General features: G+C 56.3%; 8 protein-coding genes and 2 pseudogenes. 2 read left to right on the top strand and 8 right to left on the bottom strand.

The annotated features are described in order from the left end of the window. Nucleotides 1-73: 73 nt before the first annotated feature. Nucleotides 74-316: an MFS transporter gene (locus OHL16_RS20450; RefSeq protein WP_396127233.1), complete on the top strand. Its 243-nt coding sequence runs from the start codon at nucleotides 74-76 to the stop codon at nucleotides 314-316. Nucleotides 317-392: 76 nt separating this feature from the next. Then, nucleotides 393-2,348 (top strand): glycoside hydrolase family 30 protein, encoded by a 1,956-nt coding sequence (locus OHL16_RS19445; RefSeq protein WP_263368869.1) that lies wholly within the window; start codon nucleotides 393-395, stop codon nucleotides 2,346-2,348. Nucleotides 2,349-2,729: 381 nt separating this feature from the next. Here the strand turns inward: OHL16_RS19445 and OHL16_RS20455 are convergent. The 8 genes and pseudogenes from OHL16_RS20455 to OHL16_RS20155 all read right to left on the bottom strand — a co-directional run bounded on the left by OHL16_RS20455 (nucleotide 2,730) and on the right by OHL16_RS20155 (nucleotide 13,212). Beyond that, nucleotides 2,730-4,645: pseudogene (locus OHL16_RS20455) on the bottom strand (family 20 glycosylhydrolase). Nucleotides 4,646-4,999: 354 nt separating this feature from the next. Then, nucleotides 5,000-7,705, bottom strand: coding sequence for a beta-glucosidase (locus tag OHL16_RS19460; RefSeq protein ID WP_263368872.1), 2,706 nt, complete (start codon nucleotides 7,703-7,705; stop codon nucleotides 5,000-5,002). A 661-nt stretch (nucleotides 7,706-8,366) separates the two neighbouring features. Continuing rightward, nucleotides 8,367-9,371, bottom strand: a complete 1,005-nt coding sequence (locus tag OHL16_RS19465) for a LacI family DNA-binding transcriptional regulator (protein ID WP_263368873.1) — start codon at nucleotides 9,369-9,371, stop codon at nucleotides 8,367-8,369. 422 nt (nucleotides 9,372-9,793) lie between these two features. Beyond that, nucleotides 9,794-10,111, bottom strand: coding sequence for a hypothetical protein (locus OHL16_RS19470; protein WP_263368874.1), 318 nt, complete (start codon nucleotides 10,109-10,111; stop codon nucleotides 9,794-9,796). Between the two features lie 31 nt (nucleotides 10,112-10,142). Next, the gene (locus OHL16_RS19475; RefSeq protein WP_317891103.1) at nucleotides 10,143-10,838 is read right to left on the bottom strand and encodes a hypothetical protein; all 696 of its coding nucleotides are present in this window, start codon (nucleotides 10,836-10,838) and stop codon (nucleotides 10,143-10,145) included. Nucleotides 10,839-11,086: 248 nt separating this feature from the next. Next, nucleotides 11,087-12,375: pseudogene (locus tag OHL16_RS19480) on the bottom strand (TrbI/VirB10 family protein). A 2-nt stretch (nucleotides 12,376-12,377) separates the two neighbouring features. After that, nucleotides 12,378-12,929, bottom strand: coding sequence for a TrbG/VirB9 family P-type conjugative transfer protein (locus tag OHL16_RS19485; RefSeq protein ID WP_317891104.1), 552 nt, complete (start codon nucleotides 12,927-12,929; stop codon nucleotides 12,378-12,380). Beyond that, nucleotides 12,859-13,212 carry a hypothetical protein gene (locus OHL16_RS20155; RefSeq protein WP_317891105.1) on the bottom strand — a complete coding sequence of 118 codons (354 nt, stop codon included), beginning with the start codon at nucleotides 13,210-13,212 and terminating at the stop codon, nucleotides 12,859-12,861. Before OHL16_RS20155 ends, OHL16_RS19485 begins: the two co-directional genes overlap by 71 nt. Nucleotides 13,213-13,236 lie beyond the last annotated feature (24 nt).

Below are 13,236 nucleotides of genomic sequence, written 5' to 3' on the forward strand. Positions count from 1 at the left end.
ACTTCTTCAGATTCAGCAGCGTTCCGAGCGGCTGGTCGATGGAATTGAGGAGGAAATCTGGTGAGCAAAGCGAATGGGCCCGGCACGGTCTCCTGCATCGAGCGCCGTGTCTATCGCTGTTACTTCGCTGCGGACCGCATGCTTCTTGCTCACCTACACCTTTCCGCTCGTGAATGCGCAGTTGGGAGCGGCAGGAGCGTTTTGGACCTATGCCGCGGTATGCTTGGCCGGCGCTCTTTTTCTTTATCAGAGATTGTCGGAAACAAAAGGAAAGACACTCGAGGAGATCGAGGAGAGCTTGAGAATCAGCAACTAACTGGAGAAACGAGATGCTTACGGGAAGACGGATTTTGAATGGAAATGCAAGAGAGAATCGGAGGGTGCGTCTGCGGATGTCTGCGCTCCTATTGTCACTGTCCCTCAGCGGTGTGGTCGCAAACGGCCAGCAGACAAACGTGGTTTTGGATGGTACCAGCACGGGAAGAGTATTTGACGGCATCGGCGCTGTGAGCGCGGGCGCTTCTTCTCGCCTCCTAATCGACTATCCAGAGCCACAGCGCAGCCAGATTCTTGATTACCTATTCAAGCCGGGTTATGGTGCAGCCCTGCAGCGTCTGAAGGTTGAAATCGGCGCAGATGTGAATTCGACAGATGGTTCCGAGCCAAGTCACATGCGCACAGCTACGGACCATGACTCAACACGAGGCTACGAATGGTGGCTCATGACTGAGGCGCACAAGCGGAATCCGCAAATCATCCTTGAAGTCCTTCCGTGGGGCGCGCCCAAGTGGGTTGGCTCCAATTCGGGCGGCAAAGAAACTCTCTATTCCACCAAAATGGTGGATTATGTTACGGACTTCATCCACACTGCAAAGCGCGATTACTCTCTGGATATCGCCTATGCTGGTATATGGAATGAGACCGCGTATGACTTGAATTACATCAAGGAACTACACAGTCGCTTCAAAGCTGACCATCTGCCCACCCGGATCGTCTGCTGCGACGGGAACCCAGGGGACCAATGGTCGATCGCGAACGATATCCTGAAAGACGCAAACCTGGCTGCCTCGATTGACATTATCGGTCTGCACTATCCGTTTTGGGACGGCGGAGTTCCCACCCCAGATGCGGCCCGCAAAACAGACAAGCCGCTTTGGTCAAGCGAAGATCAGCCGAACGGTGGAGGTGGACCGTTCGTCAGTCGCAACTGGCCAAATGGCGGACGCATTCTCGCTCACGTCTACAACAACAACTACCTACATGGCTCACTGACAGCCACGGAGATATGGAGCCCGGTCACGTCTTATTACGACAATCTTGCCGCGCCTAACTCCGGGTTGATGTATGCCAATACTCCGTGGTCTGGACACTACGACGTTCAGGGCACAATCTGGGCTACGGCTCACACGACACAGTTTGCGCAGCCCGGATGGCAGTATCTCGACTCCGCATCAGGCAATCTTCCGGAGAAGGGAAGCTATGTCTCGCTCCGTTCCCCCAACAGGAAGGATTGGAGCGTAGTTCTGGAAACGATCGATGCCAAATCCCCGCGAACAGTTTCTTTCCGCCTCGCTGGCGGCCTTGACGCTGAAGTAGTCCATATCTGGGAGACGAACGGCTCTCGAACCTTTGAACATGTCGCCGATGTGAAACCGGTGAACGGTACGCTCAGTTACACCTTTGATCCAGATTCGCTTTATTCCTTGACTACAACCATTGGACAAGGAAAAGGTTCCGCGAAGCCACCCGCTGCAAAGCAGTTCCCCCTTCCGTATGCAGATAACTTTGAAAAGACTAAGCTGGGGCACACACCGAAGTATCTTGCCGATCAGGATGGTGCGTTTGAGGTTCGTGATTGCAACGGACGGTCCGGTCATTGCCTGGAACAAGTGATCTCGGATAAACCGATTCCCTGGGGTCCCTTCCCTGACCCATTCACCCTGACTGGAGACGTGGGTTGGACAGACTATAGTGTTGCTGCCGATGTGCGATTCCTTTCGGAGGCGCCGGCAGCTATTATGGGCCGGATTGATGCGGCGGATGTGTTTTGGGAGGACAAGGCGCGATTGCCAAGCGCCTATGTGTTGCAAGTGAAGCCTGATGGTACCTGGGAAATGGTTTCCACTCAGTATAAGAAGCCTACGGAAACGCTGGCGTCCGGACATACTACGATCGACCACAACCAATGGCATCGGCTCGAGTTGAGCTTCCATGGAAAGCAGATAACCGCCTCGCTCGACGGCAAGCCGCTCGCTATGGTCGAGAGCTCAGCCCATTCGCATGGAATGTTCGCATTGGCGACTGGATGGGATCACATTCAATTCGATAACCTGCTTGTCAAACCTTAGGTTGTATGAGTATCTAAAGTATCTCGTTGAGCGATCGGGGTGCCACGTGGGCGTCAGGGCGCGCTTTGTCGGAGCCAGTCTCTTGGCTGGTTCCGGCATGGATGCGCCCGTCAGCGATGATTGAGCCAGACGAATCGTGATCAATTACCTGCTCAACGACCCCACGTGTGACGGTGCCGCTGGCTATTGAGCGCGAGCAGTCTACCGCCTCACAGTCCAGAGGTTGCTCACTAGCTCATCAACCTTCGTACCATCCGAATTCCATCTTTGGAATGATCTTTCTCAGCTAAGACGACGGCGGAGATTGTGGGCTAAATACGAAGAACCCGGAACCCCGTCGCCGTCGCAAATGCAACGAATCGAATGAAGAAGCCCAATATGCTACTGGGTTTGGGAAGCCTGCACGAGTCTTTCTACCGACGAAGCTGGCATCAGGAGCAGCACCGCCTGCGGTTCTGCGGCGGATCTGAGGAATTCGAGATTTCGCTGCCTCAAATCTGCGTTAACAGAATGGTGCTCGTGCAGATCATCCAAGACCTGCAGGCCAATCTCTGCAACGCGGCGCAGGTTACTCGATACGGGCGCCAACTCCTGGGTCAGGAATGAGCGCTTCAGCATTGGTTGCAGCTTCGCATCGTTGTCCCTCCATAGTTCAAGCCATGCGCGAGCCTGCATCCAATCCTGAGCAGTTGCTTTTCCTGAGCTGATCCTCTGTGCAATGCCATCAAATTGACGCGCTGTATCGCTCTCGGGGGACACGGCATCGTCAAGACGGTTGAGCGCAGTAAAATCGCTTCGCAGTTGCTGACGTTCATACATCCTGGGAGGCTGCACGACAGCCGCAAGCACCTTGAGCGCTTCGGGATTGGGATCGCCGCTCATGCGCTCCAGCATTTCATCGGTGATGAGGCGGTGACGCGGGCCATAATATTCGAGCTTCTGCGAAACGATTGCAAGACGTTGGTACATCGAGTGGACGTCCTTTGTATGCTCTGGGGACCACAAGCGCTCGGCGATCGCGGCGGTGCGCGGCCAGATTCGATTGTCCATATTGTCGGCGGAGACTATATCTGTCCACATGGTGGCCTCGCCGCCAAGAATGCGGTTCTTCTGCTCTGGTGTAAGCGCGGCAGAGTTGTCTCCTAGTGGATCGACTAGGTAGTGTTCTGCCGCTGACTGATTCAGATCGATGTAGTAGCCAGATGAGAGGACGCCGCGGTTGCCGCTTCGTGCGGCGTCTGCCAATGAGCTTGGCCCGCGCCAAGATTGAATCACAACGTCCTTTGGAGTGTCGGACTGCAAAACTTCGTCCCATCCCTCCATGATTTTCTTGTGGGCGGAAACGATCTTCTGGACCCTGGCAGTGAAACGCACCTGAAGGGCTGCACCATCCTTAATGGAATGCGCCCGCATATACTCTTTGACAGGCGGATTGGTTTCCCACTCTTTCATGTCGCATTCGTCGCCCCTGTGTGAAAGTAGGAATCGGGAAATAGTGCAGACATCTCTCCGATAAATCCTTCAAGAAACTTGTAGGTGCTTTCGCGCGATGGATCCATGGCCGAGCTTTGCGAAGGGTCTTTGCCACCGGACAGGTCAGGGTAGCCCTGGAACCACGACTTCGTGTGGCAAGGCATATCGAACTCTGGAACTACCCTGATGCCGCGGTCGCGAGCGTACTCAACAATTTCGCGGACTTCGTCTTGGGAGTAGTAGAGTCCGCCGGATGCCTTCTCTTGCAGGAGCGGGAACTTCTTGCTCTCGATATGAAATCCCTGGTCGTCTGCAAAACGCCAGTGAAAGACATTCAGCTTTACTGCCTCCATCGCGTCTAGATTGCGCTTAACTGCCGGGATAGGGACGAAACGGTGTCCAGAGTCAATCAGTAATCCACGCCACGGAAAACGCGGCGCGTCATCGATAGTGACGACGGGAACGCTGAAGCCTTTTGCGTTGATCCGGACCAGTTGTAGAAAGGTCTGCAGACCGCGAAGCACGCCCAGCGGATTGGGTGCCTTCAACTCAACATCGGTGGTTGAAATCGCAAGGTGGTAAAATTCATCTTCGTCGAGTTGCTGAACCGCTGCACTGGGTCCGGCAGTTTGAATGATGAAGTACGACTGGCCGGCGACTGCTTCGCGCTTGAACGGAATGCCGGTTTCCTTCGAGAGGATACTGAGAAAGCGTTGCTGCGCGCGCACCAGACGAGGTTCATCGTAGCCTTTCATGGCTACGCCAAAGTTTCCATCGATGAAAAATTCGCCTTCCCCCTGCATCACATGCGCGGGTTCAGGCATGACTGGCAGCGGACCCTTTTCCTGGGCGACAAGATAGCTAGAAGGGCTCAGTGTGGATGCAGCCAACAAAGAACAGTACAAGAAAACAGTCAAACGAGCATTTGCCAAGATGACATCTCCAGAAAACAAAGTAGGCCGGATAGCGTGATGCTGTGTTGGTGCGATTCTGGTTCGGCAAGTTTTGATCGTTCCCGTTTCTTGGCGGCCAGTGTTGGTCTTCGACTGGTTTTAGGTCTCAGGCAGTTCGTGGCTAGCCCGAACAGGCTTCCAAATTCCCTCGGCATCCCCTCTCCGCTAGTCTCGCGAAGGCGAAATCTTCGTACACGATCTGCGCGCGAGAGAGAATGCGGGCAATTAATAGTCAATGGTTCGCTCCAGACGCAAGTCACGCGAAGAAGTGCCGACGCTCACGGTTCGTTTGCCGCTGGCGGTGACCCACTCCGATCCGACTGTGGACCAGTATTGCAACTGCCTTGGCGCAACGTGCAGAGCCACGGCTTTCGATTGACCCGAGGCGATGTGGACCCGGTCAAAAGCGACGAGAGCTCGCACCGGGAACTGCACCCCGGCGGGGATTTCGCTGGGTGTGCCCAGATAGACTTGCGGCACTTCATCAGAGTCCATCTTGCCGGTGTTCTTGATGTTGACGCTCACGTTGAGGCCTCCGTTGTGAGCCTTCTCAACCTTTAGGCCTGAGTACTCAAACGTGGTGTAGCTAAGGCCGTGGCCAAACGCGAAGAGCGGATCGATCTTCTCCTTGTCGAACCAGCGGTAGCCGACGTTCACACCTTCACTGTAGGTTGTCTTTCCGTCGACACCCTTGTGGGAGCGCTCCGGATGCTTCGGGTCGGTGGCAGCGTAGTCAGTGAGGTTCTTACCCCAGGTTATGGGCAGGCGGCCAGCAGGACTGGTCTTACCCAGAAGAAGATTGGCAGTGGACCATCCGCCCTCGTCGCCGGGCCACCACATTTCGAGGACCGCTTTCACCTTGTCGACCCAGGGCAGGGCAACAGGCTGGCTCGTGTTGAGGACGACGACGGTGTTGGGGTTGACTGCGGCTACTTCCTCGACCAGCTGGTTCTGCTCACCGGGCAGGCCGAAGACGGGCTCAAGGCGCGTCCACAGAAACACCACGGCGATCTTGGCGTTCTTAGCCGCGGCAATGGCAGCCTCGTGGTCGGCCTTGCGCTGCTCCGGTGTGTACCAGTTGAGGCGCACCTGCACGGGTGCATTGGAACTGTCAGGACCAATGCTGATCTCGATCGCATGTGGACCAGCGGTGAGATCAACGGCACGACGCACGTTATCGAGGCCGTCCGTAGTGGGAAGGACATTGTCCTGGTTGGCCTGCAGGATATCTCCGTGCACGCCGCCCTGAGAGGCGCCGGTGCCAGCGAGACGCCTGCCATCGAGCGAGATGATAGCGTTGGTGCCAAGTGCTTGAAGATATAGCCAATAGTTGCCGGCATGAGGAACTGTGAGAACGCCCTTCCATGTCATTGCGGAGTTGGGGGGCAGGGCATTGCCGTTCCTCACGGTGAAGTTGAGTGTTGGATCTGTCTGCGATTTGCCAGCATTAATGCGCTCGAGCCCCGGCTTGCCATCGTGACTGAGCGCGCTGGCCGGAATTGTCGTTCCGGTCATGTCGTCGTCTACGGCGAAGTCGATGTGGGAGTTGCCCGAGATCTTCTTCATGGCTGCGAGGGGGCCGACCTGGCGCGATGGCAATCCGACGGAGCGTTCACCGTTGATACCGATTGAGTCGATCTGGCCGGCGGTAGGGCCGATCAGCACTAAGGAGTTGAGATCGGTGGATTTCAGAGGCAGCACGTCACCGTCATTTTTCAACAGCACGGCGGCATCCTCACCGGTTTTTTCGATGATCCTGGCGTTTGCCTCGATGGCCTGCTCCGTTACTTCGTGCTTGGACAGGCCGTTCATATAGCCGAAGCGGACAATCTCGTACAGCACGCGTCCCGCGGCTCGGGTGATGGCCGCCTCGCTGACCTTGCCGTCCTTGAGGGCTTCGGGCATCTTTTCGGGATTCAGCTTTACACCAACGTCGCCTCCGTCTTCGTGCTGCAGTGCCGGCTCTTCAGGAACATGTCCGCCGTACATGTCTGTCATGTCGTCGTTCGTTGTTTCGCTGCCGGCAGGGTCTATTCGTTGGGGAGGTGGCGCAGGCTGAGTGTCGAAGAACGAGACGCCGCTGCCATTCGGCGCGGGCTCGCCGGGCATCTCCATATCGAGACCGGAATTGATGAACGTGACCGCGTGGGTTGCACCCCAGTCGGAGGTAACGAAGCCTTTGAAGCCGATTTCGTCGCGCAGGATTTTAGTGAGTGTGGACTGATTGCCGCAGGCATAAGTGCCGTTGATCAGGTTATAGGAACACATGATGGACGAGGCACCGGCCTTAACGGCGGCGTCGAACGGCGCCACGTAGACCTCATGCAGTGTCTGGTCGTCAATGCGGGTGCTCGCGCTGTCAGAGTCGTAACCCACAAAGTGTTTCACTTGCGCCATGACGTGCTGCGATTGGATGCCCTCGATTTCCGCGGCGCCGATCTGGCCGGTGAGGAATGGGTCCTCACCAAACGTGTTGTAGCCGCGCCCATACTCGAGGTCGCGGTCGATATTGACGAAAGGCTGAAGCGAGACGTCGATGCCCAGCGCGCGGTCTTCGCGGCCGATGACGATGCCATTTTCCCTTGCGTCCTTCACGCTGAAGGTAGCGGCAACACCCATTGTGGCTGCCTCGGCCTGGGAGGGGTGGCGCGTTAGTACCCCCGGGGGTCCATCGGCGAAGCGCAGGCCTGGAATGCCGAGACGTGGAACGCCGCCAAGGTAGCCCGCCTCGCCTTGGTACACGGCAGGATCCTCGTGCGTGCCGTGAATGAGCGTCAGCTTTTCCTGGAGCGTCATTTCATTTAGCAAATTGTCGACTTGGGCGTCGCCCGTCACCACCGGAACAGTCTGGGCGTGTGCAATGGTTGCGCTCAATGCGAGCCCCGCAATTCCCAACATGGCCCGCTGAATCGCCGGCCAATTCTTAGTCATTTGAAATGGATTCAATGTAACCCCTTACCGTTTCCTTCTTATCCCGATAGTTGATCCGACCAGTTGCTGAAGACAATCCCGGACCCGTCGCGGTTTGCATTCGTGTCAGAACCGATCGCAAAGACGGAGATGCTGTAACTGAGACAACCTTTGATCTGTTCCTTGGTCGCCGCCTGGATCGCTGGCGGTTGCCGCTTGTCTCACAGACGCCCGGAATCGCAGCAGAGGATGCCGCATTTCCGGCGAGACACAATTGGGCGTCATCGCTTCCCGATATCAACCGGCCAACTGCCGTCGAGACGCGTTCTGTGGGCCAGGCCATTGCGGAACTCCTACGAATCTTCCAAATCTGTTCCAACGACACGTATTGAAACATTGCCCGGGTTGCTATTGCTTTCTGGTTGCGATTTCTGCAACCGCTTTCCTGTGGGTGAGGATAGCAGAAAGTTCCGGTTCAACGAGCCGACTAGTCTGGTTTGTGAGCACGCGGCGATAATCGGCGATGAATAGGTCCGGGCAACGCGAATGGACGGTTCAGGATGGCGATCTCTCATGGTACGCAAGCTCACGTTCGATCAAAACGGCAACACATCGACAATCAGGAGATTCCCGGCAAACAGGCGGAGGCCTAGACCGATCTATCCCGAACTGGTTTCAAACGCTAACTGCGTCGGGCGCGCGCAGTGGATTTTCGCACGACTAACTCTGTCTTTAACGTGTACTCCGCGCCCCGATGACGCTTAAGCTGTGATATTCGCTCCAGTGCATGAAATGCTGTCGTCCCGAGCTCCTCACGGGGAACGTTGATTGTGGTCAGCGGAGGACGGGCCAAGGTAGCAAAGGATATATTGTCAATTCCCACAATCGAAATATCTTCCGGAATCTTGACCCCGGCTTCTTCAAGAGCGCTCATCGCCCCAATGGCGATAAGATCGCTGCCGCAAAAGATAACAGTCGGAGTCTTCGGCGCATGAAGAATCTCCTTTACGGCCGAAGCGCCGGCATCCACCCGGTAATTGGAGTTCATCACGGGAAATGGTTTCATTCCCCGTCGTGTTAATCCGCCTACTAAGGCTTGCGCAATGGTCGTTGCAGTACGATTTCCCTCTGGGCCAGCGATCACGGCAGCCCGCCGATGGCCGAGTTGCGCAACATGTTCAATGGCTTGAGAAATCCCTCTGCTGTAATCCACAGTAATGTTGCTCACAAGCTTGTTAGCAGAGCACAAATTACTAAAGACAACCCCGATGCCCGCGCTAGTCAATTCATGGGTGGCGGTGTTATCGATGGAGGAGGTCATAATAGCCACGCCGCGAACGTCACTCTCTACGAGTTTACGGACTATGGATTGCGTCCGCTCGTGGCTGTACTCCGTATTCAGCAGCAAGGTGTCGAATCCACGATCCCATGCGGCGGTCTGAAATCCACGAATAACTTCCGGAAAGAACGGATTTGCAATGTCAGAAATTACTAGTCCAAACAAATCACTCTTGCCAGTTGCAAGCCTCCGTGCATGAACGTTCTTAAAGTAGTTGAGTTCTTGGACGACATCGAGAACGCGTGCCTTGGTCTCCTCAGAAATGTAATGCGTATTGTTGAGGACGCGCGATACCGTCGTCGGCGAGACACCAGCACGTTGTGCCACATCCCTCATTGTGTAGACCATTAGATCTTCCTTCTTTCAGGACAATTCTCTAATCACCAAATCGAGTGCCTGGCCTGCTAAACGCCTGAGCAAGGAGGCGCAAAGAGCCTTGTCTGCTACCCACATGTTGTCATGACAGTTATTGAGGGAGCAAGACAGGCATTCGGGTGCCAGAGAATATCACGGCAGAGTCTTTGTTGTTGGCGTCCATTCGCAGAATGTTGCACGCTGTCTTTCAATAGCCGCGTTTCGCAGGCAGCCCGGACCGTGCACGGCCAGCAGTCCACGAAAATACACATTTCATCCCACGACTAAAATTCGGATCGATCGTTCCTCACTAGCAGTCAGTCAATCGATATCGAAGGGCATTCCAAGGGTCAGACCATCCTGCGATTTGCACAATTTTGGAGAGGTAACAGTTGACAGGTTCCCCCGGGGGGCTGTTATTTGTTTCTGGCCGCGGTTTCTGAAACCGATTTCCTATCCTCCTTGGGTCCGGCGGCAGAGTTGTGGCGTTTTTTTGTCTCCTCTACCTGTTTGCGAAACGCCTCATCCTGCTTTCTGCGTTCGGCTGCGTCTCGCTGCTGCTGTTGGAGAATGGCTGCGGCCTGGGCTGCCGCAACTGCGGCTTTGTGCGCTTCGTTCGCACGGTAAGCTTCGGTGCCGGCAATGACCGTCAGCACCGAGGGGATAGCAATCAGAAGTTTCGTATTGAGTGCACTGAGCACATGGCCTCCGTTTATGGAAGGTAGTTCTGCCAAGTGTTGCCTTCATTCGCGGCGCTCACGTCGTTCACGGCCCGCTGTTGCTGGACGAAAGCAGCGGTATTGAGGTCCAACGCGGCAGAATTACGCTGCTCTGCAAGACTCCCTGGGACTGCATCTCGGACATCTTCTGCGCTTCAGCGGCGTTCAACAGGTTCAGTTGCTCGACTTCGCTATTCGTAGCGCTTGTGCCGTCAAGCTTCTGCGTTGCAAGCGTACTATTCGCAGTGGCGTTCTGTGTCCGCGCGGATCGGTATTGACCGATCGCGGTGAGGCAGTCCGGGGAGACAGAGTCGGACAACTCAATCATAGCCAGTTGCGAGAGCTGGTTGCTACCCGGTGTCTGTCCGGCAAGATAGGTGGTCGTACTTCCGCTCACCGGTACGGTCGCGGCACTCCACGCGGTTGTTGAAGCGGACGGCGCATTGCTGTTGAGCGCCGTGCTCATGCCGCTGGTCTCGCCGAACATGTTCTTCACATTGGCGTTCTTGAGAGCGGTGAGCGTGGTCTGCCATTGCTGTTTGATCGAGAAATGGGCGATGTTGTTCTCGATCATCTTGAGCTGGTTAAGAGCGGTCGTCGCCTGTTGGACAAGGCTGGCGTAGCTGGTCGGATCGAAGACGATATCTCCAAATCCGAAGAGGGCAAAGGTCGGTGTGGCCGTGAGTAGCAAAGCCGCACCGCCGATGATCCACTTACGACGATTTTTGATGCTGACCTTCATAGAACCTCCTATGTTGATGGAACCTCTTTAAAAGCAGCGGGGAAAGGTCGGATTGAGCCGTCCCAAGGTGTTTTGCGCCCAACCACTGACGGCCCGGTCATACGACTCAATCGCAACATCTCCAAGCTGGACAAGCATTCTGGAGCCACCTGTTGCCCCTAGTAGTGCCAGTGACGAAGCAATCACAGCGGAGAGAGCGAGATATCGACCCTGCCTGGCGACGGTGAACTGCATAAAGCCTCCTTTCCTCAGAGAGTGGGATCGACACGATGTTCCGCGTAGGACGGGACGAGGATGTCACGGCCTATGTAGACGCGGGCACGCGAGCCTTCTTTGAGAGTGATGACCGGTAACCGGTTCAGAAAGTGATTCAAGACCTGCTCGCCTTCCGCTGCGGTCTGGGCGGAAATACCGTTGCGGATCTGTGTCGAAGGATCGAGGACGCTGCCGTTGTTTCCGATCTGGCGAGGCCGCCAAGTCCTCCGATGGCGGCGGCTGCGCCGAAGGCCATCAGGTAGCCGTGATCGACCTTGGTTGCGAGCCCGGTGGTTCCCAGTGGGTCAAGGCCGATGTACTTATCGAACTCGAGCGAGAAGCCGTCCGGGCATACGGCCCGATGAAAGCGCACGAATATCTTGCGTTGCTGAGCGTTTCCGACACTCTGGACCGTACCGATCAGCCGCGTACCTTGCGGCATGAGTAACTGCTGATGGTCATGCGAGTAATAGTCTGTGGTCAGCATGACTAGGATCGGACCACTCAGCCCGCCGTCGATATGGTTAGTGACTACTCCTTCAAGAACCGTACCCTCGAAGACGCGATAAAGCTGCCCCTGATAGTGGTCGAAGTCGTAGCCAGCCATCGGGTCGGATTTCGCATCCGGCTTCGGCTGTGTCATCGCTGCCGGTTTATCTGCCGCAGCCTTTGGCGTCGTTCCTACGGCCACCTCCGTTGCCTCCGTAGGACGCGCCTCCTCACGTCCGCCCAGGGCCACCGGCGTTGTGGCGTTGCTGGAATGCGCGAAGTCGATCGCCACCGTATCGCTATTGATAACGTCCTGGTGTTGTTTTTCACGTGCTAGCGCCTTCTGTTTCGCTTCAGCTTGCGCCTGCGAAACATTGGAGGTGCGTTGCGGCGCGTTTGGGCTGCTCCCGTAGATCGCATCCCGTTGGGCAGCCGTCATCGGTGGAGTCGTCGCCGACTCCGGGCCAGGCACACTCTCCGCCTGAAGCTGTTGCAAAGCGACGGCTAGCTCCTGTTGGCGTTGCCTCTCCTCGGCATCGCGTTGCGCCTGCATCTGCTGCTGCGTCGAAAAGCTATTGACCTGTTGCGGATTCGCTGTAGCGGGACGCATTGGCAGTGTGCTTGCGGGAGCGGACTTCTTGTTGCCGCTGAGCAAGCTTGAAACGTTGGCGATGCCGATAAGAGCAACGATGGCGACTAACGCGATGACCACGGGCGTGCCTTTCCGCAGCGGCGGTCTCGCTTCGGGTTGCTCCGGCACCGTGGCGGCTGGATTCTGATTCGGCTCCGTCATGGCTAGTTCGCGCCTCCCGCACGGTGAAACGCCACCTTCTGCTTGCCGATAGCGAGATAGCCGTTGTCCAGCTCCCTCGGAACGGTGTAAAGACCATTACTGAAATCGAAGTTGATGAGGGAACCTTTGCCGTCCTTCAACTCGTAGAGCGCCGGCGTCTCCTGGAAGTGCCCGCGCAGATAGGTGAACTTGTCATCGCGCCATATCTGCTGAAGGCCGAGCGTCTTGCCCTTCGACTGATCCCACGCGTAGTCAAAATGCAGAGAGCCGGGATATTGGCTGCGATACTGCTCGGCCTTGGCCTCCTCAGCTTTGAGTTCCGCTGCCTGTGCGGCCTTCGCACTCGCAGCCTCCTGCTTCGCTTTATCCAAGTCCGAGGCGGGAACAAAGACGGGCAGGCCAACCAGTCGATCTTTCGCGGCCTTGTCGCCGGGATTAATGAAGACTTTCGAATCAAAGTGGGGATCGTCTTCGCTGGAGATTTCATGCAGTTGCAGCGTGTACTCGTTCCCGTGGTCGGAGACGATGTGGATGTCGGTTGAACCGTTTGCCACCCTTTGGCTTGACGCTGATGAAGCGACTGGCGACATGACCGCCATCGAAAGCCCAATCCACCGTGTCCCCGGCGAATACGCTGGCGACCTTCTCCTCGGCGGGAAGGACGATCAGCGTCGATTGCAGAAGGCCGGCGCGGATCACAGGAGGCGTTTCCACCTCGGACACCGTGACGGTGCGCGGCGCATTCGCCTGGAGGAGATGTGCAGGAGGTGCGGCGTACAGTGAAGCAGAAACCAACGCAAGGCTGGTGGCAATCGCAATAGGGATAGGTGGCTTCATGGCGCTGGACCTTTCTCTCGTGAA

The organism is Edaphobacter bradus, assembly GCF_025685645.1.
In the GTDB taxonomy this organism is placed as follows: Bacteria; Acidobacteriota; Terriglobia; order Terriglobales; family Acidobacteriaceae; genus Edaphobacter; species Edaphobacter bradus.